Here is a 21,072-nt window from a genome sequence, read left to right as displayed (position 1 = left end):
TATTATGTTTAATATTTTTATTATCTATTTCTATTTTACTATCTCTTTTAAACAATCAACTACATACTTCTGTTGTTCTTCATTTAACTCTGGATACATAGGTAGTGCTACGGATTTTCTACATGCATCTTCACATACCTCTAACTTTTGATCTGCATATCCCAATTCTTTGTATATAGGTAATTGATGTACAGGAATAGGGTAATAGTTACCAAAGCCAATTCCCTTATCTTTAAGAAACGCCATAACTTCTTCTTTGTTATCAGCCAAGATACAATATTGATGATATACATGTTTTCTCTCTTCCATTTCACAAGGTGTTTTAACATTTATATCTTTCAAAAGCTCGTTATATATTTCTGCATTTTTTCTTCTATCTTCTGTCCACTTTGCTAAATATCTTAACTTAACTCTTAAAATTGCAGCCTGAATTTCATCTAATCTACTGTTATGTCCAATCATTTCATGCATATATTTTTTCTTAGTTCCATGCTGTCGTAACATACATAATTTATCTGCTAACTCTTCGTCATTTGTTACAATCATTCCTGCATCTCCGTATGCCCCTAGGTTTTTTGTGGGAAAGAATGAAAATGTAGCTGCATTTCCAAAATTCCCAGCTTTTACACCTTTATATTCAGCTCCAATAGCCTGACATGCATCTTCAATTACTACTAAATTATGTTTATTAGCAATTTCCATTATTTTATCCATATTACACATCTGCCCAAAAATATGAATTGGAATAATTGCTTTTGTTTTCTCTGTAATAGCTTCTTCAATTTTATTTTCATCAATACACAATGTATCAGGATTAATGTCAACAAATACGGGCTTAGCACCAATTAATGATGATGTCTCGGCGGAAGCAAAGAATGTAAAAGGACTTGTAATAACTTCGTCTCCTTCTTCTATACCTAAAGCTCTAAGAGAAAGTAAAAGTGCATCTGTTCCGTTACCAACAGCTATTGCTCTCTTAACTCCACAAAATTCTGCTATCTCTTGTTCAAGCTTCTTTACATTCTCACCCATTATAAAATGTGTAGATTCTAAAACTTCATCAATAGCTTCCCTTATTTCATCTTTTATATTTTCATACTGTACTTTTAAGTCTAATAAATTTACTTTCATAATTTCCTCCTATTTCTCCTGTTCTACATCCACTGCTGCTTCATCCAGTTGATTTTTAGGGTATTCCCTTTTATATGTCTCAACATATTTACACATTAAATTAAATAGTATTTCATCATTATCTTTTCTCAATGCGTTTTTGAATTCTTCTATACCTCTATCAATATATGCAAAAGAAATATCTTTTGGTTTTTCTACATATATTTTATGATGCTCTGTTGTTTTAAGCTTATCATTATCCATTAATAACTCTTCATACAATTTTTCCCCTGGTCTTAACCCAATTACTTCAATTTTTATATCTTTCTCTGGCTCCAACCCTGATAATCTAATCATATCTTTTATTAGATCGTACATTTTAACAGGTTCCCCCATATCCAAGACGAAAATTTCGCCTCCTTGGGCCATTGCTCCTGCTTGTATTACCAGTTGGCTTGCCTCAGGTATTGTCATAAAAAATCTTGTTATTTCTGGATGAGTTAATGTTACAGGTCCACCAGATGTAATTTGGTCTTTAAACACCTGAATTATTGATCCATTACTTCCCAGTACATTTCCAAAACGTACTATGACGAATTCCGTTTTACTAAATGAACTAAATGCTTGCACAATTTTTTCACAATATCTCTTAGAAGCCCCATAAATATTAGTTGGGTTAACAGCTTTATCTGTACTTATTAATACAAATCTTTTCACATCATACTCATGACTGCAGCTAACCACATTATATGTTCCAATAATATTATTCTTAATAACTTCACTTGGATTTGTTTCCATCAATGGTACATGTTTATGTGCTGCTGCATGGAATACAACATGTGGCTTGTATTTGTTAAAAACACTTCTAATTCTCGCAAGATCCCTAATTGAAGCTATAACAATTTCAACATTCACATCAGGAAACTTTCTTTCTAATTCTCTTTGTAAATAATATGCAGTATTTTCGTACATGTCTAAAACAAGTATTTTACTAGGGTTAAATTCAGCAATCTGCCTACATAATTCTGAACCTATTGATCCAGCTCCACCAGTAATCATAACAACTTTATCTTTTATATATTTTTCGATATTATCTATATTTAACTTAACTTCTTCTCTACCTAAAATATCTTCGAGTTTTACATCTCTAATATGTGAAACATCTACGTTACCATTTATTATTTCAAAAATACCTGGTATTAACTTAAGTTTACATCCAGTTTTCTTACAAATATTAAGTATCTCACTTCTCTTATTTTTCTCTGCTGATGGTATTGCTATAAGGATATCACTTATATTTTGCTCCTTGCAGATTCTTTCTATATCATTTTGGTTACCTAATACCTTTTTACCCCCTATAAGCATTCCTTTTTTACTCTCATCATCATCAATAAAACCAACAACATTATATTTTAATTCTTCATGTCTGCTGATTTCTTTATTAATCATAACTCCAGCATCTCCAGCGCCAACAATAAGAAGATTCTTGCCATCAATACATTTTTCTTTTCTTTTTGAGTGTTTATTTTTTATAAAGACTCTAACACCTGTAAGTGCTCCAATAGATAAACACCAAAATATGATAATAACAGTATATGGAAATCTATAATATTTAAAATCCATTCCCACACTGTTTACAAATATATTTGTACTCAAGTAGGAAAATATCATAAATATTATATTTGCTATGGACAGAGAATACAGAACCTTAAGAAATTCATCAAAGGATGCGTATTTCCACACATTTTCATATAAATTGAATATCATATTCGTTATTGAGACTATAACCACCATTGGAATTATAGACATTTTGAAAAATTGAATATAATCTTGGTGAATTTTAAAATCAAATTTTAATAATAAAGCTAGATATAAACATCCAAGTATCAGAATATTATCTATAATTAACAACTTATAATCTTTCTTCATGTCTTTACCACCTTTTGCGCTAATTTTATTCAGAAGTATGCATTTCATTTATCTCTAATAAATGCTAAATATTATCCTTTTTTATTGTACTATATTTTTAACTTAAATTAAACATTATATTAGGACAGTACAAATGAATTAACATTATATTTATATTTAAGAAACAATAAAAGAGAAGGAACACCTTCTCTTTGTTATTACAAAATATACTCTCTTTCATTTAACTCTTTTAAATATTTTTTAAATCCTTCTCTGAGTTTTTCATCTCTTAATGCAAATTCGCATGTTGCTTCAAGGAAACCTTGTTTATCACCTACATCATATCTTCTTCCTTGAAAAACATATCCATATACACTTTCATAACTCAGTAATTCCTTAAGTGCATCAGTTAGTTGAATCTCTCCACCCTTACCAGGTTTTGTATTCTCTAATAACTCAAATATTTTAGGAGTAATCACATATCTACCAAGAATCGCCACATTTGATGGAGCCTCTTCTTTATTAGGCTTCTCCACCATATCACTAACTTTATATGTATACTCCCCAACTTCTTCACACTTTAATATTCCATATTTATTTACATTTTCATAATCAACCTTCTGCACACCTAACACTGAGGATGATTTTTCTTCAAAACACTCAATAAGTTGCTTTAAACACGGCTTTTCAGCATTATAAACAATATCATCTCCAAGCAACACTGCAAATGGTTCATTTCCAACAAAGCTTTTAGCGCACAAAATCGCGTGTCCTAACCCTTTTGCTTCTTTCTGTCTTACAAAATGAAGATTAACCATATTTGAAATCTTCTGCACTTCCTCTAAAAGTTCCCTTTTTCCCTTTTGTTCAAGAGTAGTTTCTAACTCAAAGGATTTATCAAAATGATCCTCAATAGACTTTTTATTTCTACCAGTTATAATTAGTATATCTTCTATACCAGAATCAACAGCTTCTTGAATTATATGTTGAATTGTTGGTATATCAACTATAGGTAACATTTCCTTTGGTTGAGCTTTCGTTGCTGGTAAAAACCTTGTGCCTAGCCCTGCAGCTGGAATTACAGCCTTCTTCACTCTCATTATATACTCCCCCCTATTAGGTATATTCAAATATCGGTAGCACCTTTGACTTATTGCTTATTTTCATACACCTTAAATTTTATAATATTCTCTTAACTGCTGAACAATTTCATCATCTGGGTCAATCTTTATAGCTTCTTCAAGCACCTCTTTAGCTTTTATCATATTGTCATTATGTATATAACACATAACTATATTAGTTGCTAATTCTATAGAGTTACTCTGCTCAAATGCCTTTTCAAAATATTGAATAGCTTTTTCATAATTCCCTAGCGCTGCATAATTTATGCCATACTCATTAAGAACTTCTAGAAATCTTTTATCTATTGCAAAAGCTTCATTCAAATAATATATTGCTTTCTCGTAATTTTCTAGATTTCTATATGCTACTGCAACATGATAATAGTATTCTGCACTATCACCTAATACTGGCATAAGTGGAATCAATATCTCAAGAGATCCCTTAGGGTCTGTTATTGATAATTCTTTGCCCTTATCATACTTCAAAATTGCTGAAAGATTTTGTTTAAATTCAATAATATCGTTATCTTCCTTTCCGCCCAACTCCAAGTACTTCTGTAATGATTCCATAGCAAATACGAAATCACCCTTATCTCTTTTAATAAGTGCATCATAAAGATGAGGAAGAGGAAATCCTCCAAATCCTTTAGCTCTATTCAATATTTTCATTTCAATAGTAGTATATTCTTCATCTTCACTTCTTAACTTGTCAGTTACATAAATTAATTTTTCATATACGTCTTTAGTTTCTTCTACTTTTGATAACCCTCTTAAAAAAATGAAAGCCTCTTCATATTTTTCTTCTTTCACTAGCTTAAGCGTTTTATTCTTAATGAATTTTGTAGAATCTTCATTTTCCCTCAATAGCTTTATATACTCATCGTTAAATTTGAACTCTTCATCAGCACCTAGAACAAAATACATTCCTTCGTATAAAGTACTTAGGGGTATCTGTTCCATACTATCGCCATTCTTAACCTTGTTTATAAGTTCTTCACTTCTTATAGCAACATAAATAGCATTAGGTAGTTTATATCTTCCTATTTGAGCCCCTTCTTTTAGTTCGATGAATAATAATTGTTCAAGTTTTTTCTTTAGTCTTACAAGAATTTTCATTTTTACACCACTCTTCTAATTTTTTAATTCAAAATTACTTCAACAAGTTCTTCCACTTGTTTCTTAAGAGATTCTCTCTTTTCATTTAATTTTTTTTCATTTTTCCCATTTGTACTAAGGTATATTTTTATCTTTGGTTCTGTTCCAGAAGGTCTAACTACAAACCATGAATCATCATCAAATATAAATTTCAGAACATTAGATTTGGGAAGATTAATTCTTTCAACTCTATTTTCTTCACACATTATGCATTCACTACTATTATAATCTTGTATTGCTTTAAGATTAAACCCTTTAAAGTCAATATTATTCATTTCTCTTAATCTTTCTAAAGCTGTAGCTATTTTTTCAGCACCCTCTTTTCCCTCTAACGTTATTGAAATAAGGTCCTCTTTAAAATATCCATATTTCTCATAAAGATCAAATAATCTATCCTTCAAACTCTTGTTTTTAAGTTTATAATATAATGCCATTTCACATATTAATGTGGATGCAATAACAGCATCTTTATCTTTAACAAAATCTCCACTTAAGTACCCAAAGCTCTCCTCAAGTCCAAATATGAATTTTTTCTCACCAGATTCTTCAGATTTATGAATTTTTTCACCAATATATTTGAATCCTGTTAATACATCACTTATTGAGCAACCAAAATCTTCTGCAATTCTTTTAATCATGTCTGTAGTAACAATAGTCTTAATTATTTCACCATTTTTAGGCATAATATCTTTCTCTTTCATTGCTGATAAAAGGTAATCACTTATTAATATTCCTATCATATTTCCATTAAATACGAAATATTCATCACCATCTTTGCAAAGAACTCCAATTCTATCACAGTCTGGATCTGTTCCAATTATAATATCACTATCAATATCCCTAGCTAATTTCAATCCCAGTTCAAAAGCTCTAGGATCTTCTGGATTTGGATATGGAACTGTTGGGAAATCCCCATTTGGCTTTTCCTGTTCTTCAACCACAACTACGTTTTTAAATCCTAATTCGTCTAATACTCTTCTAACAGGAACATTACCTGATCCATGTATAGGTGTATAAACTACCTTTAATTTTTCAGCATTATCATTAATCATATCTCTTCTTATAATTAAATTTTTCACATTTTTCATATACTGCTTATCTAAATCTTCCCCAACAATATTTAAAAGACCGCTTTTTTTAACTTCTTCAAAAGATATACTTTTTATATCTTCAAAATTTTCAACTTTATTCACAGATTGAATTATTTCCTTAGCAGCATCATCAGTAATCTGCCCACCATATTCATTGTATACTTTATACCCATTATACTCCTTAGGATTATGGGATGCAGTTATAACGATTCCACCCTTAGCACTACATTGAGGTATACTAAATGAAAGTTCTGGAGTAGGTCTTAAATCGTCAAAAAGATTTACTTCTATTCCATTTCCACATAGAACACATGCAACAACCTCACTGAAATACTTTGAATTATTTCTTGAATCATAAGCTATATTAATTTTAATTTTACTATCATTATATTTGTTTACAAGATAATTAGCTAACCCTTGAGTAGCTTTACCAATAGTAACATAATTCATCCTGTTACTACCTACCCCCATCTTACCTCTTAAACCACCTGTTCCAAATTCTAGGTTTTTATAGAAACACTCTTCAAGTTCTTTATCATTCATCTCTCTAATTGTCGTCTTAAAATTCTCACTTATAAATTCACTTTCGATCCATTTGGCAGCTTCCTTTTTATACATATACATCCCTCCATCTGTTCAAGGCATATTCAAATAAATAACTAGTCAGTATACTAGTTATTTATTTTCATAGCCCAAAATTAATTATACTAAATTATCCTATCATATACAACTTAAAGAAATTTGTTAACTTTTTTAAAAAAACTCTTGAATATTATGTTATTATATAACATAATATAACAGCAAGAATAAATTTTAGGGGGATTTAAAATGGACAACAATAAACCTTATGAATCAAATAATGAAGATTTATTAAATTCTACAACTGCTCCCATGACTTTTGGGGATTGGATGCTTACTATTTTACTTCTTATGATACCTTTAGTAAATATAATGCTTTTATTTGTATGGGCATTTTCATCAGAAACTAATTTAAATAAGAAAAACTTTGCTAAAGCACAACTTATTTTTATGGGTATTGGAATAATACTTTCTATAATATTTGTTTCATGTAGTACAGCAATGGTTATGAATTCGTTCTAGTTTTAAATTTTTTAAAATCTACATAAAACAAAGCTGACACAATGTCAGCTTCAGGCTGTTGAAAAAGCCCAATCTCATCGTCACTAAGACTCGCTGTGCTGCTCGAGTACTTTATGTACACTGCGCTGCTCGCTCTTCTTGTTCCTTGACCTTGGGCTTTTTCAACGCCTGACATTCTAAAGATGGAAATCAGAGTGAAAACAATATATAAAAAAAGCCCAATCTCACCGTAACTAAGACTCGCTGCTGCTCAAGTACTTTATGTACACTGCGCTGCTCGCTCTTCTTGTTCCTTGATCTTGGGTTTTTTCAACGCCTAAAATTTAAAGATAGAAATCAGAGTAAAACAATTTTTTTTGACTTTTTTAACAAATTCAAAGCTGACACATTGTCAGCTATGTTGTGGTTCGTCATAAACAGTATCACTTGACATATCATTGCCGACAGTATCAACTTCTTCTTCTTCAATATATGTTGCATGTGTTACACTCATGACAACACTATTTAGTGGTTCCATGAAAGTTAAATCTTCTGCTATTTCTAAATCAGCAATTCTCATCATATCACCAATTCTCATATTAGCAACATCAATTTTTATTTTTTCTGGAATAGAACTTACACGTCCTTTAACTCTTATACTACTCTTTTCTTTTTGAAGAATTCCACCATTACTTCTTACCATTTTTTCATGATCAAAGTAAATAGGTATATCCGTACTTATCTCTTTATTTTCATCTATACTTTCTAGATCAATATGAATAATATTATGTTTCACTGAATCTCTTTGAACTTCTTTTATGAGAACCATTTCACTACTACCATTTATATTGGCACTTGTGATTCCATGCTCTCCATGTTCTTTAATGTATTTATCTAATTCAATTTCGCCTATTTCAAAAAGAAAATTTTCTTTATTTTTTCCATACATAACACCTGGTATAGAATACTTACTTCTTTTTTTTCTTTGCCTATTGGCTAAATTTAAACAATTCATATACATTCCTCCCATTCCTTTCTATTATTAACAGAATGGGAAAAGAATATTCACAAAGATATTATTATTTTCTTACTAGTGACAATCTTTCGTCTACATTGCTCTTTTCAAACCTTTCATGTTGCTTCATATATTGCATCATATTAAGATTTATTACTGATTGATACGTTTTTATAATTCTCTTATAATAAGATATTACATAATCAAGTTTATTTATTGGCGAAACTACACTTGTATTAAATCTTACTTTTAACCTTTTCTTCTTCTTATAAGCAGCATCTTGAACGTTATCATAAATGTTTATGCCCTTGTTTATAATAAGTACTTTTTCAAAATTCACTCTCATAAGTTCTTTATATTTATCATTAACTTCCTCAAGAAATTCTTCATTAAGAGTTCCTTGCTTTTTAGTAAATTCATCATATTGATTCATTATATCATTTAGAATAGTATTAGTTTTTTCTCTTAATGTAAGTACTTTTTCAGTAATAGTCTTTATTAATTCAGCTTGCTTCATACCTTCACTAATTAAAATATCTGCTGCTTCTATAGCTTCAGAGTAGTCTTTTCTGTCTCTTTCTACATCTCCTTCATTTTGAAGTGCATTAACTAAACTCTTATTACTACTTTCATCAAAAAATGCAGAATAAAAATAAAAATCTCGCCCTAGCTTCTTTATTAACTTCTCATCATCAACAACCTTATTATTGTCATCTATATAAAGTATACCAGAGTCTACTTTTTTTAAGGAAGGAAAGCTCTTTTTTGATAAAACAACTTCTCTGTAAAATATCTCACCCACGTTAACCTCTTTTGATATTTTAGCCTTTTCCCCCATCTTGATTACATTCTTTAATGAAGCCATAACTTCATTTGACGGCACCTCATAGAAACTCATACAATTCCTCCTATACACATTTTCAATATAATCTAATAAGGCATATTCAAATAAATAACAAATCAGTATGCTAGTCTATTTTGCATAATACTTCTTCCTTAGAACCCACTGATAGATCAACTATCAGTAGAACCTAACTCATCATCTGATGCAAAATATCCGTCGCATCTTTGACTTATTATTTATTTTCATACGCCTAATTAATATCAATTTCATTACAAATATTGATAAATGCAAATATCTATATGTAAATACATTTAACACGTGTTCATATTATATCACAATGGAATAAAAAAGGCACAACATGTGTGCCTTTTTTACAATAAGTTATCATTTTATTAATGATTATTTAACCTGATCCATTCCAACTCTGAATGCTTTTTTATTCAACTCAACAGCTTTCTTAGGAACAAGTCTTTCAATTACTCCATCCCAATCCATATTCTCAAGTTCCAAGGCCTTTATTACAGCCCCAAGAAGAACAACATTCTGAGCTTTAATATTGCCTAGTTCCTTAGCAATATCTCCTGCTTTAACAAATATTGAATTTTTAACTTCTCCTTGAACCTTCTCCTTAACTCCTTCTGGATAACTTTCTTTTCCAATTAAAACTGGTACTGGATGAATTTCATAGTCATTTACTACTGCATGGCCACCATCTTTAAGATATTCTAACCATCTCGCTACTTCAGACTTCTCAAATGAAACAATAATGTCAGCTTTTCCTTTTTCAATTAATGGAGAGTATACTTTCTCACCAAATCTTACTTGAGTTGATACACTTCCTCCTCTTTGAGCCATTCCATGCACTTCAGACATTTTAACATCATATCCACTCTCTAAAAGACCTTGTGATAGTATCTTAGAAGCTAATATAGTTCCTTGTCCTCCAACTCCAACGAATAAAATACTCTTAACTTTACTCATTGCCTTCACCTACTTTCTCGATTGCATCAAATGGACATACTTGTTTGCACACTTCGCATCCATTACACATAGTTTCATCGATCGATATAACTCCATCTATAAATCTTAATGCAGGACATCCAATTTTTAAACATGCCTTACATTTCTTACATTTTTCCTGATTAACAATACATTTTAATCCAGCTCTAGCTTTCATTACATCTTTGATTAATGCACATGGTTGTCTTGTTATTATTACAAATGGTTCAGTACTATCATGTGCATCTTTTACTGCTTCTCTAGTTTGCTTAAGGTTATATGGATCAACAACTCTGATATTAGATTGTTTAATACCTATTGATTTAACTAAGCTTTCTATATCTATTATTGGCGCTGGTTGCATCTGAAGTGTTTTACCGGTACCTGGATTTTCTTGATGTCCTGTCATTCCAGTAATACTGTTATCTAAAATTACAGTAACTATAGGAACATTATTATAAACAGAGTTAATTAATCCCGTAACTCCTGAGTGGAAGAACGTTGAATCACCTATTAATGAGAATACTTTTTGTCCATCTCTTCCCCCCATATCATTTGCTTTCTGGAATCCAATGCCAGCTGAAACTGATGCACCCATACAAATAACAGTGTCACCGATATTTAGTGGTTCAACCATCCCTAATGTATAACATCCAATATCACTTGTAGAAACAATATCTTTGTATTTTGACATTTCAAAGAATATTCCTCTATGTGGACATCCTGGACATAAAACTGGTGGTCTTGATGGTGGTTGGACATCTACAGAGTAAGTAGTTTTCGCTTCTTCTCCAAGAATTGCTTCTCTTATTATATCTGGATTTAACTCCCCGCATATTGGAATAATATCTTTTCCATAACACTCAATCCCCATTGCTTTTACCGCAGTCTCAATGTAAGGATCATTTTCTTCAATAACATATAATTTATCAACTTTTCCAGCGAATTCTCTGATCATATCGTCTGGTAATGGATAACTGAACCCAATCTTTAAATATGATGCATTATCACCAAAAACTTCTCTAGAATACTGATATGTGATACCACTAGTTATAATACCAATTTTAGTATCACCCATCTCAATTTTATTTAATGAACAGCTATTTGAGTACTGTCTTAACTTTTCTAATCGCTCTTCAACTTCTGGATGTTTAACCTTTGCATGACCAGGAGACATTACATATTTAGTAACATCCTTCTTATACTCTTTTTGAGGAACATCAACTCTCTCACCAAATTCAACAACTGTCTTAGAATGTGAAATTCTAGTTGTAACTCTGAAAAGAACTAAAGTATCAAATTCTTCAGAAACCTTATAAGCTTCTTTCATAAAATCTATACATTCTTGTGAATCTGACGGTTCCATCATAGCTACTTTTGCATGTGGTGCATAAAATCTATTATCCTGTTCGTTTTGAGACGAATGCATTCCTGGATCATCTGCAGAAACAACAACGAATCCTCCATTAACACCAGTATAAGCCATTGTAAAAAACGGATCAGCAGCAACATTCAATCCAACGTGTTTCATTGTTGACAACGCTCTAACTCCTGAAATACATGCTCCAGAAGCTACTTCAAAAGCAACTTTCTCATTTGGGGCCCACTCAGCGTAAACCTTCTCATATTTTGCGAAATTCTCAAGTATCTCAGTACTTGGTGTTCCTGGGTATGCTGATGCAACTGTTACACCTGCTTCAAAAGCCCCTCTAGCTATAGCTTCGTTACCAGTCATTATAGCTTTCATAAATATTCCTCCCATGTAAATTCGTATATGCAATATAGATGCGTATTTATCGTTTTAAGTTTATTTATAATTATTATTAATAAAGTTAATGGGAGGAAATTTTTATAGCTTGACCATTATTTCCTCCCATTAACTTTTAAACAATATAAGTAGTTTATCTATAAAATTCACTATTTATCAGGCTCTTGAAAAAGCCTAATCTCATCGTCACTACGGATCGCTGCGCTGCTCAAGCACCTTATTACTGACTAACCCTGCTCACTCTCCTTGTTGCTTGACCTTAGGCTTTTTAAAGAGCCTGAAACTCTGAAGATAGAAAACAGAATGAAAACAATATTTAGCAACTTTTTCAGCTAACCTATTTGTTTTATTTAGAAATCATAGCACTTAAAGCAATTGAGTACAGTTTTGACTTTGCGCTATCAGCTCTAGAAACTAATACTATAGGACATTTTGCTCCCATTACAACTCCAGCACTGACTGCTCCACCCATATATGTTAAAGATTTTCCAAGAAGATTACCAGCTTCAATATTGGGAACCAATAAAATATCAGCATCTCCAGCAACATCACTAACTATGCCTTTGTGCTCGGCTGCTTCTTTAGAAATTGCATTATCGAAAGCTAAAGGACCATCTATGATACAACCTTTAATCTGTCCTCTTCTATTCATTTGAACCAATGCTGCAGCATCAAGTGTAGCTGGCATACTAGGGTTAACAACCTCAACAGCACAAAGAGGTGCTACTTTTGGTGTTTCAACTTCAAGAGCCTTTGCAACCTTAACCGCATTGTTAATAAGACCAACTTTATCACTCAACTCAGGATATGTTACCATTCCACCATCAGTAAGTAATAGCAATTTGTGATATGCACTACTCTCATACACCATAACGTGTGAAAGTAATCCGCCTCCTCTTAATCCTTCTTCTTTATTAAGAACAGCCTTCAAAAGCACTGAAGTTCCTAATAATCCTTTCATTAAGAATTGCGCTTCTCCATCTTTAACACACTTAACCGCTAGTCTTGCAGCTTCTTTAACATTATCTGCATGAATAATTCTCATATCTTTAATATCTAATTTTTCATTCTTAGCTATCTCACAAATTTCTTTCTCATCACCAACTAATATTGCATCTACAATACCTTCTTTTACAGCTTCACAAACCGCCTGAAGAACTGGCTTATCCTCTGCTGCTGCTACAGCTAATGTTATTTTCTTTCCTGCTTTCGCTTTTTCTAATAAAGCATCTAAGCTCTTTATCATCTTAATCATCCTTTCAATTATAAATCATAATATAACTGGAATTCCAAAGGTGTAGGAACAGGCATAATCTTCTTAATTTCCTTTTCATACTTCTTATGAATCCAATTATCAATAAAGTCTTTATCAAATACTCCTCCCTCAAGTAAGAATTGATAATCTTTCTTTAATTCTTCCAATGCTTCTTCTAGAGATTTTGGAAGAGCTTCAATCTTATCTTGTTCTTCTTTTGGAAGATCAAATACATTCACATCAAATGGTCCATATCCTTCTTTAGTAGGATCAATCTTATTAACTATTCCATCAATACCAGCCATTAACATAGCTGAATATGCTATGTATGGATTACAAGTAGCGTCTGATGATCTAAATTCAAATCTTTTTTCCTCAGGATTTCTAACATATCCTGGAACTCTTATAACCGCACTTCTATTTCCTGTTGCAAAACAAACTGAAACTGGTGCTTCAAATCCTGGTATCAATCTCTTATAAGAATTCGTTGATGGATTAGTAAATGCCAATAAAGCTTTAGAATGTTTTAATATACCCCCAATGAAGTATAATGCTTCTTGACTTAATCCTGAGTATCCATCAGCATCATAGAATAAATTTTGTCCATTTTTTCTTAATAACATATGAACATGCATACCACTTCCAGCCTCTCCATAAAGAGGTTTTGGCATAAATGTAGCACTTTTATCATGTTTTAGAGCTTCATTCTTTATAACGTATTTTGCAATCATTGTATTATCTGCCATACTAACCATATTTCCTAATTCAACTTCAATCTCATGTTGACCTGCAGATCCAACTTCGTGATGATGATATTTAACATCTATTCCCATTTGAAGAAGCTTAAGAGTCATTTCACTTCTTAAATCGTTGTTAACATCATATGGTAATGCAAGATGATATGAAGCTTGGAATGGTGCTTTATACCCTTTATTATCTTCTTTTGAATTTGAATTCCATGGTGCCTCATATGAATCTATAAAAACTTCCTGGTGATGATTCTCAACACCAAAATTTACTTTATCAAAAATATAAAACTCAAACTCTGGTGCAATCATATACTCATCAGCTATCCCCAAGTTATTTAAATATTTATTGGCCTTTTCTACCAAATATCTTGGATCTCCTGAAAATCTTCCTTCTTTTTTTCCAATAGTATGAATATTAGCAATCATACTTATTGTTTTTACCCCACAGTATGGATCAATAAATGCTGTTGTTATATCTGGTATGAATCTCATATCTGATTCTTCAATCTTAGAATAACCATAACTTGATCCGTCAAATCCAATGCCGTCTGTAAATGTTCTTTCGTTTAACCTCTCAACCGGTATTGCTAAGTGTCTCCATCTACCATTCAAAGTTATTACTTTAAAATCCACCATTTTTATTTCATTATCTTGTATGTATTGTTGGAGCTCTTCAAGTTTTTTAAACATATTTAATTCCCCCTATGGTTATAAATATTATTTTCAAAATTGTTTATATTTTTAGTATAATACTAACCGTTTTTTTATGTCAATTCTAAGTGCTAAAGCGTTTATAAAGTTCCTAGATATTTTTTAATATTTGCAGCGATTAATAAGACAATTGGTATGAAGATATTTGCAGCTGCGCTATAATATGGCCATACCTCTATTAGGAATTCTACCCCAATCAATATACTCTGATATTCAATAAAAAACAGATTAACACTAGTCATAACAGCAGGTATTACCCAAAATTCATTTTTTTCAAGTTCAAATAGCCTCTGAATAGCTTTAGAACCAGCTAACACAAATATGCTTCCTCTAAGAAATTCACTTATTATAAAAACTATTGATATAACACTTTCCAATCTCTGAAATGCCATTCCTATATGAATTTTTCTTAAGCGCTCATATCCTGGAAAGTGAGCCCTTATAGTATTCTCAACACCTAATACAAAAATATTCTCTAATGTATATACAAGAAATATTATCCCAATAATCACAATTGATCTTATTAAGACTTTTTCAAATTTTTCTATAGAACTATAACTATCTACAAAGAAAGTAAATATTATTACTCCTGAGAAAGATGTACTAACTATAGAGACTATTCCCAGATAAATATTATAGAATCCCTGTGATAATATGGGCTTTATATTCTCATAATTATATAATTGTATATTAAAGTAAATAGTACCAATTATTAATATTGCTGTAACAAATAAAAAAAACACACTCCATTTACCAATAACTTTTAAGCCCTTATTTACCATCCAAATATCTAAGATAGCCAAACACATTACTAATACCAATATAGGGGTATTTGGAAGTCCAGTAAAGTTAATAAAATCCACTATATTAAAAAAAGTTAATGTAGTGCAATGTATTGCAAACCATAAATAAAGTATAGTAAAGAACTTCCCTATCCACCTTCCACTTATCAATTCAAAAATTTGAAAAAGATCTTTTCCAGGATATAGTTTTAATAATTTGCAATACACCTTAGCAATAGGTATGACTACTATGGTAGAAATTATTACTGCTATCCAACTATCTTCTCTTGCCACAGTCCCTGCTCCAAACAATACAGTGGTTCCTATAGTAAATAATACCACTACTGCATTCAATTCACTGTCATTTAATTTTTCATTCATTATTAACTCCTTTTACAAATTCTTGAAGTAAATAACAATCTCTTCTATTAAATCTACTGGGGTTTTCATTTCTATCTCAAAATAAATTATTATACTAAGAATCACTTGAAAAAACATGAGTATTGAATATAAAATTTTCTCTTTAAATTGCCCCTTTTTTAAATTATTTTTGAATTCAAAATAAATAATTAAGACATAAAAAACTATAATGAGTATTAATACCATTTCACTTGCCAACCTTTATAGTATTTTTCTTTAAAGCACTACCTCTTATATGAACATCACAGTTAACATTTACCTTTAATAGTTTGAATTCCTCATCCCACATACCCTTATTTTCTTTCCAATATTTTGGTTCCTTCTTTTTAAGTATTTCTCCAAAGCCAAAGATATCACTATCTAAATCATTTTGTGCTTTATAAATAACTTTTTTTATGTTACTCTCTAATAATTTTTCTGCTACTCTCTTTATCTCGTATCTTCCAGCTTTTGATAAATAATCTTCCTTAGCTCCTCCAATTTCTGATACAATTACATTTACATCTAAATTTATATCAAAAGTCATTTCATCATTCTTTAGGTATGGTTTTATTTTTTTATTAAATCCTACCATCTCTAATGAAACCTTTGTTCCATCTGAAAGACTTATTGGAAACACAGTCTTCAATTTTTCATTGCCTTTTATAAATGTGAGATAGAAGGTTTCTTCTCCATCCAAAAAACCCACAACTTTATCATCCTTAAATACATGAGTACCTTTTGTTTTCGCAATAATATCATTAGCTGTATGCCCTACATATATGTTAGTAAGAGTAGGTGATATCCCTTCTCTAGTAAGTTCATCAACGAATTCATATAATTTGGTAGATAAAAATCTACCACTTAATTTTTGTGATTCTACTGTGTTGATTATCTGATAAGATATTATCTCTTCCAAATCCTTTGTTTTTTTAAAAATATCTCCAGCATTCTTTTCATCGCATACAAAAACAAGCATATCTGATCTTACATCAACATCTCTATCTACAAGGTCAATAACTGGTATTATCCCTTCTTCTGCAATCTCTTTATCTATTATGTACAACGCAGCATGTCTAGTACTAACCATATTACCTGTGGTAGTAATTGTCTCTCTAAAACAACCGTGGACTGTTTTCCCTCTTCCTTCAAGTACTACTGATTGAATAGAATTGCCATCTTCTGTAGGTTGTATCACCTCTAATGTCAATAAATACTCCCCCGTCTTATCATCTTTATCAATTGCTATTCCTGCAACTGGTATTACATTATTAAACTCAGTATAATCCCAACATGAGCTGCTTATAAAGCAGTTACAAATCACTAATATTAGTATTAACCAAACTTTAATTATTTTCTTCATCATCGTCACCATTATCACCTAAATTTTCATCGTTAGATGTTTTTATACTATCTTTTGCGATTTGCTTAGTACGCCTTTTTAATTTCCACCATGGTGCCCTGAAAATTGTTCGACCCAAATCTTCCATTTTTAAATTTCCCATATAAAGCATATAATTAATACCAAAGCTCTTCATGGACATGAGATGTATGAATACTCCCATTACAGAAAATATATATCCATACAACCCTAAAATTGATGAGGAAATCAAAAATAAAAATCTTAAGAAGATCAGTGCCTCTTGCATATTAGCCAATACAAGTGCTGATATCTCTGTGAGGGCAATAACTATTACCATTGGGGCACTAACGAATTTTGCCTTTACAGCAGCATCTCCTAATACTAATGCTCCTACAATTGATATTGCTGAACCTACATGTTTTGGTAACCGTACCGATGCCTCTCTTAATATCTCAAATACTAATAACATTGCAAGACATTCAAAAAATGTTGGAAAAGGTACCCCTACTCTAGATAAATATATACTCATTGCAAGTTGTGTTGGTATCAACTCTCTATGAAATGTACATGCTGCCACATATAAAGCAGGAGTGCTACTTCCAATAAAAAAAGCTAAATATCTCAACATTTTATTTATACTGCTATATATGTAATGGTTATAGTTATCCTCATTAGAATCAAAACTTTCATGAAAAATATATGGAATAGTTAGAGCTACTGGAGAGCCATCACATAGTATTGCTAATTTCCCATCCAATATTTTTTCACATACAACATCCGGTCTCTCTGTAACTCCTATTGTTCTGAAGGTTGACTTTGGGTGATCTTCTATAAATTCCATTATTTTGGCAGTTGATAAGATATAATCAATATCTATCTTATTGAGTCTTTTTTTTACCTCCTCAAGAATTGTATCGTTTACAAGATCATCTAAATAGCATATAGCAATTTTAGTCCCACTTCGTCTTCCTATCTTCATCATTTCAAATTTCAATTCCGGATTACTTATTCGTCTTCTCACAAGCTCTAAATTCCCCATGAGAATTTCAGTAAAACCCTCCCTTGGTCCTCTAAGAACGCTTTCCGATTGTGGTTCTGTTATACTCCTACCACTATATTCCTTTGTATCTATTACTAATGCTCTGTTTTCCCCTTCAAAAAGTACTAATGAATCTCCTCTGAGCACACTGTCAATCATGTGTTTTTCACATTTCTCTATTTTTATGGACTTAGCAACAATTTTGCTATATGCCAGCTCCTCCATAAAATTTTCTTGTGATATATCTCCTTCATTTATCAATGTTTTAATCACGTTATCATTAATTACTTTACCATTGATCATACCCTCATTGAATATTACATAACATTCAAATTTTGAATTTATGTTTATAATTTTTCTATATTGGATTGTTCCATTTTTATCAAAAACCTCAGTCTTTAGGTTTTCGATATTTTCCGATAGATTCTTTGTAATTTTAAAATCTTTATTCATATTCAGCTCCTAAAGTGTTATTATACATATCTTTTGTTTATTTATAGATTATATTCATTCTTTAGGGGGAGGGGAGAAGACAAAAAGAAAAAAGAATAAAGAACAGAGAACCTTTAAAAGAAATGGAAAATGGAGAATAGAGAATGATGGACATTTCACTCTGTGAAATTTTAATCTTGTTGTTCCTTGGAAAAAGAATACCACCAATAGTTGCATTTTTTGTGGAGTGTGAGGATTGCAGAAATTATAAATTATCCTGCGATAATAATATTGCTGATTTTTTTGTAAATAAAGTAATTCCATGGTGTAGGAAACGATATAATATTTCACATAAACCTGAGGATTGTATAATAAGTGGATTAAGTCTTGGTGGTTTATTCGCATCATATATGGGATTAAATCATTCAAATATATTCGGAAATGTTTTATCCCAATCTGGTTCCTATTGGTGGTATCCAAATTATGATTCTGGTAAGCCACTTAAAAAATATAAATCTAATGGTATTACTTGGATGGCTGAATCCTTTCAAGAACATGAAAAATTAAATCTGAAATTCTACTTAGAAGTTGGAGCTTTAGAAAGGGATAGAATAATTAATGGAAGTAAAAATATGCGAGATATATTACTTTCCAAAGGTTACCATGTTCAATACTCAGAATTCCAAGGTGGACATGACTACTTAAGTTGGAGAGAAACCTTGGCAAAAGGATTGAGATATCTAACGAGAGAATGTGATACACCAATATCTCTTTTAATAAAGGAGTAAGACCTTTTATATCTAAAGATTAACAAGATGCACTTATGTTAATTTTTTGAAATTCGCTTCAATATTCTGTATAATTGAAAAGACATAATTATGATGTTTACAAAGAACAGAGAATAAAGAATAAATTAGGAGGTAAAATTATGAGTGGAGACAAAAGATTTGAAGTTGTATCTACCCAAGGAAATTTTCAAAGTTATAGAGTAATAGTTGATAAAGAGACTGGAGTAAATTACCTGTATGTTAGTAATGGAAGTTCTGGTGGATTGACAGTCTTATTAGATTCAGAGGGAAAACCAATTATAACAAAAGATAAATATTAGAATCAAATGCAAACAAATGCACGTGCTGCATGCACAGTAAACCCTAAAAATCTTTACAATAAATGGACAGTGGACAATTGACAACGTTTTCAACTGTCAACTGTCCACTATGTTTTTATTTGTATATTATTCTAGAATCAACCTCATTAACATCCGCACATCCTGTTAATATCATAGCTGATTTTAATCCACTCTTTAAGGTGTCGATATATTCTTGAACGCCTTCTGTTTTCCCTCCAAATGACGCCCATACGAATGGTCTTCCTATTAAAATGCCATCAGCTCCTAATGCTAGCATTTTAAGCACATCTATTCCAGTTCTAATACCACCATCAGCAAAAATTTTAACTTTCCCTTTAACAGCTTCTGCAATGGCTGGTAATACTTCTGCTACTCCTGGAGTATGATCAAGTACTCTTCCTCCATGATTTGATACTACTATTCCATCTACACCTGCTTCAACTGCTAATAATGCCTCATCCACTGTCATTATTCCTTTCAGTATGAAAGGAAGTTTAGTTGAATTTGCAATTTTTCTTATATCTTCAACTGTTTTTGGCATTACAGGTTTCCCATGCAATGCAAGTGTAATAAGTCCACATGCATCTATATCCATGCCTACTGCGAAAGCTCCTGCCTCCTCAGCAAGTTTTATTTTTTTTATGACATTTTCATTTTCCCAAGGTTTTATAAATACTATACCATCGCCATTATATTCCTTAAGCATTTTTAGATTTGTTGTAAGGAAAGAATCTACTGCAGTATCTCCAACCATAGGATATATTCCATTCTTTATACATCCTTCAATAACCCATGTAATATATTCTTCTTCAGAATATTTACCTCCCATATTTAATGTTGTTCCTGATACAGGAGCAGCAAATACAGGAATATCCATATCTTTACCAAAAAAATTGCTCTTCATATTTGGTTCCTTCACATTGTGTATGGTTCTCATATTCACCTTTATATTCTTTAAAGATTCATGGTTTGATGTAAATGATGATGCAGTTTCTCTTCCGCCCATACCAGGAACTTCTCCAGCACAAGCAATACCATTACACTCTCTACAAACCTTACATGAACCATTGAGGTTTGTTCTTGCGTTCATCAACGTTTCCTTATAACTCATCGTTCTCTCCC

At 31.3% G+C, this 21,072-nt stretch carries 18 protein-coding genes; 3 read left to right on the top strand and 15 right to left on the bottom strand.

What is annotated here, in order from left to right; translation table 11 throughout:
• Positions 1–30 precede the first annotated feature (30 nt).
• The 5 genes from KDK92_RS22455 to KDK92_RS22435 all read right to left on the bottom strand — a co-directional run bounded on the left by KDK92_RS22455 (position 31) and on the right by KDK92_RS22435 (position 7,003).
• Positions 31–1,131, bottom strand: coding sequence for a DegT/DnrJ/EryC1/StrS family aminotransferase (locus KDK92_RS22455; RefSeq protein ID WP_250861653.1), 1,101 nt, complete (start codon positions 1,129–1,131; stop codon positions 31–33).
• 9 nt (positions 1,132–1,140) lie between these two features.
• Positions 1,141–3,039 carry a polysaccharide biosynthesis protein gene (locus tag KDK92_RS22450; protein WP_250861652.1) on the bottom strand — a complete coding sequence of 633 codons (1,899 nt, stop codon included), beginning with the start codon at positions 3,037–3,039 and terminating at the stop codon, positions 1,141–1,143.
• A gap of 197 nt (positions 3,040–3,236) precedes the next feature.
• The gene (gene galU, locus KDK92_RS22445) at positions 3,237–4,118 is read right to left on the bottom strand and encodes a UTP--glucose-1-phosphate uridylyltransferase GalU (RefSeq protein ID WP_276576097.1); all 882 of its coding nucleotides are present in this window, start codon (positions 4,116–4,118) and stop codon (positions 3,237–3,239) included.
• Positions 4,119–4,190: 72 nt separating this feature from the next.
• Entirely contained in the window at positions 4,191–5,255 is a 1,065-nt protein-coding gene (locus KDK92_RS22440) for a tetratricopeptide repeat protein (protein ID WP_250861651.1), read from the bottom strand.
• Positions 5,256–5,278: 23 nt separating this feature from the next.
• Entirely contained in the window at positions 5,279–7,003 is a 1,725-nt protein-coding gene (locus KDK92_RS22435; protein WP_250861650.1) for a phospho-sugar mutase, read from the bottom strand.
• A gap of 210 nt (positions 7,004–7,213) precedes the next feature.
• Here KDK92_RS22435 and KDK92_RS22430 point away from each other — a divergent pair, with 210 nt between their 5' ends.
• A complete protein-coding gene (locus KDK92_RS22430; RefSeq protein ID WP_250861649.1) occupies positions 7,214–7,486 on the top strand; it encodes a hypothetical protein in 273 nt (90 codons plus the stop codon).
• A gap of 391 nt (positions 7,487–7,877) precedes the next feature.
• Here the strand turns inward: KDK92_RS22430 and KDK92_RS22425 are convergent, their stop codons facing one another.
• From KDK92_RS22425 to KDK92_RS22385, 9 genes are all read right to left on the bottom strand, one after another.
• Positions 7,878–8,480: a 50S ribosomal protein L25 gene (locus tag KDK92_RS22425; protein WP_250861648.1), complete on the bottom strand. Its 603-nt coding sequence runs from the start codon at positions 8,478–8,480 to the stop codon at positions 7,878–7,880.
• A 64-nt stretch (positions 8,481–8,544) separates the two neighbouring features.
• Positions 8,545–9,378 carry a hypothetical protein gene (locus tag KDK92_RS22420; RefSeq protein ID WP_250861647.1) on the bottom strand — a complete coding sequence of 278 codons (834 nt, stop codon included), beginning with the start codon at positions 9,376–9,378 and terminating at the stop codon, positions 8,545–8,547.
• 345 nt (positions 9,379–9,723) lie between these two features.
• Positions 9,724–10,305, bottom strand: a complete 582-nt coding sequence (locus KDK92_RS22415; protein WP_250861646.1) for an indolepyruvate oxidoreductase subunit beta — start codon at positions 10,303–10,305, stop codon at positions 9,724–9,726.
• Entirely contained in the window at positions 10,298–12,070 is a 1,773-nt protein-coding gene (gene iorA, locus KDK92_RS22410) for an indolepyruvate ferredoxin oxidoreductase subunit alpha (protein ID WP_250861645.1), read from the bottom strand. The genes KDK92_RS22415 and iorA overlap by 8 nt, the downstream gene beginning before the upstream one ends.
• A 367-nt stretch (positions 12,071–12,437) precedes the next feature.
• A complete protein-coding gene (locus KDK92_RS22405) occupies positions 12,438–13,337 on the bottom strand; it encodes a phosphate butyryltransferase (RefSeq protein WP_250861644.1) in 900 nt (299 codons plus the stop codon).
• Positions 13,338–13,354: 17 nt separating this feature from the next.
• Positions 13,355–14,785: a type I glutamate--ammonia ligase gene (gene glnA / locus KDK92_RS22400; RefSeq protein ID WP_250861643.1), complete on the bottom strand. Its 1,431-nt coding sequence runs from the start codon at positions 14,783–14,785 to the stop codon at positions 13,355–13,357.
• 101 nt (positions 14,786–14,886) lie between these two features.
• Positions 14,887–15,969, bottom strand: a complete 1,083-nt coding sequence (locus KDK92_RS22395; RefSeq protein ID WP_250861642.1) for a GerAB/ArcD/ProY family transporter — start codon at positions 15,967–15,969, stop codon at positions 14,887–14,889.
• 226 nt (positions 15,970–16,195) lie between these two features.
• A complete protein-coding gene (locus KDK92_RS22390; RefSeq protein ID WP_250861641.1) occupies positions 16,196–17,353 on the bottom strand; it encodes a Ger(x)C family spore germination protein in 1,158 nt (385 codons plus the stop codon).
• Positions 17,334–18,842, bottom strand: a complete 1,509-nt coding sequence (locus tag KDK92_RS22385; protein WP_250861640.1) for a spore germination protein — start codon at positions 18,840–18,842, stop codon at positions 17,334–17,336. The genes KDK92_RS22390 and KDK92_RS22385 overlap by 20 nt, the downstream gene beginning before the upstream one ends.
• Before the next feature lie 143 nt (positions 18,843–18,985).
• Between KDK92_RS22385 and KDK92_RS22380 the strand changes: the two genes are divergently transcribed.
• A complete protein-coding gene (locus KDK92_RS22380; protein ID WP_250861639.1) occupies positions 18,986–19,609 on the top strand; it encodes an alpha/beta hydrolase in 624 nt (207 codons plus the stop codon).
• Between the two features lie 140 nt (positions 19,610–19,749).
• Positions 19,750–19,929 (top strand): DUF6440 family protein, encoded by a 180-nt coding sequence (locus tag KDK92_RS22375; RefSeq protein ID WP_250861638.1) that lies wholly within the window; start codon positions 19,750–19,752, stop codon positions 19,927–19,929.
• Between the two features lie 115 nt (positions 19,930–20,044).
• Here the strand turns inward: KDK92_RS22375 and KDK92_RS22370 are convergent, their stop codons facing one another.
• Positions 20,045–21,061 (bottom strand): alpha-hydroxy-acid oxidizing protein, encoded by a 1,017-nt coding sequence (locus KDK92_RS22370; RefSeq protein WP_250861637.1) that lies wholly within the window; start codon positions 21,059–21,061, stop codon positions 20,045–20,047.
• Between the last annotated feature and the right edge of the window lie 11 nt (positions 21,062–21,072).

Source organism: Oceanirhabdus seepicola, assembly GCF_023684385.1.
Taxonomy (GTDB): Bacteria; Bacillota; Clostridia; order Clostridiales; family Clostridiaceae; genus Oceanirhabdus; species Oceanirhabdus seepicola.
The sequence above is the reverse complement of the archived record's forward strand: the minus strand, read 5'-3'. Positions and strand labels throughout refer to the sequence as shown.

Coding starts and splice junctions, on each gene's coding strand:
- KDK92_RS22455 (WP_250861653.1), bottom strand. CDS start 1,131: ATGAAAGTAAATTTATTAGACTTAAAAGTACAGTATGAAAATATAAAA.
- KDK92_RS22450 (WP_250861652.1), bottom strand. CDS start 3,039: ATGAAGAAAGATTATAAGTTGTTAATTATAGATAATATTCTGATACTT.
- galU (WP_276576097.1), bottom strand. CDS start 4,118: ATGAGAGTGAAGAAGGCTGTAATTCCAGCTGCAGGGCTAGGCACAAGG.
- KDK92_RS22440 (WP_250861651.1), bottom strand. CDS start 5,255: ATGAAAATTCTTGTAAGACTAAAGAAAAAACTTGAACAATTATTATTC.
- KDK92_RS22435 (WP_250861650.1), bottom strand. CDS start 7,003: ATGTATAAAAAGGAAGCTGCCAAATGGATCGAAAGTGAATTTATAAGT.
- KDK92_RS22430 (WP_250861649.1), top strand. CDS start 7,214: ATGGACAACAATAAACCTTATGAATCAAATAATGAAGATTTATTAAAT.
- KDK92_RS22425 (WP_250861648.1), bottom strand. CDS start 8,480: ATGAATTGTTTAAATTTAGCCAATAGGCAAAGAAAAAAAAGAAGTAAG.
- KDK92_RS22420 (WP_250861647.1), bottom strand. CDS start 9,378: ATGAGTTTCTATGAGGTGCCGTCAAATGAAGTTATGGCTTCATTAAAG.
- KDK92_RS22415 (WP_250861646.1), bottom strand. CDS start 10,305: ATGAGTAAAGTTAAGAGTATTTTATTCGTTGGAGTTGGAGGACAAGGA.
- iorA (WP_250861645.1), bottom strand. CDS start 12,070: ATGAAAGCTATAATGACTGGTAACGAAGCTATAGCTAGAGGGGCTTTT.
- KDK92_RS22405 (WP_250861644.1), bottom strand. CDS start 13,337: ATGATAAAGAGCTTAGATGCTTTATTAGAAAAAGCGAAAGCAGGAAAG.
- glnA (WP_250861643.1), bottom strand. CDS start 14,785: ATGTTTAAAAAACTTGAAGAGCTCCAACAATACATACAAGATAATGAA.
- KDK92_RS22395 (WP_250861642.1), bottom strand. CDS start 15,969: ATGAATGAAAAATTAAATGACAGTGAATTGAATGCAGTAGTGGTATTA.
- KDK92_RS22390 (WP_250861641.1), bottom strand. CDS start 17,353: ATGATGAAGAAAATAATTAAAGTTTGGTTAATACTAATATTAGTGATT.
- KDK92_RS22385 (WP_250861640.1), bottom strand. CDS start 18,842: ATGAATAAAGATTTTAAAATTACAAAGAATCTATCGGAAAATATCGAA.
- KDK92_RS22380 (WP_250861639.1), top strand. CDS start 18,986: ATGATGGACATTTCACTCTGTGAAATTTTAATCTTGTTGTTCCTTGGA.
- KDK92_RS22375 (WP_250861638.1), top strand. CDS start 19,750: ATGAGTGGAGACAAAAGATTTGAAGTTGTATCTACCCAAGGAAATTTT.
- KDK92_RS22370 (WP_250861637.1), bottom strand. CDS start 21,061: ATGAGTTATAAGGAAACGTTGATGAACGCAAGAACAAACCTCAATGGT.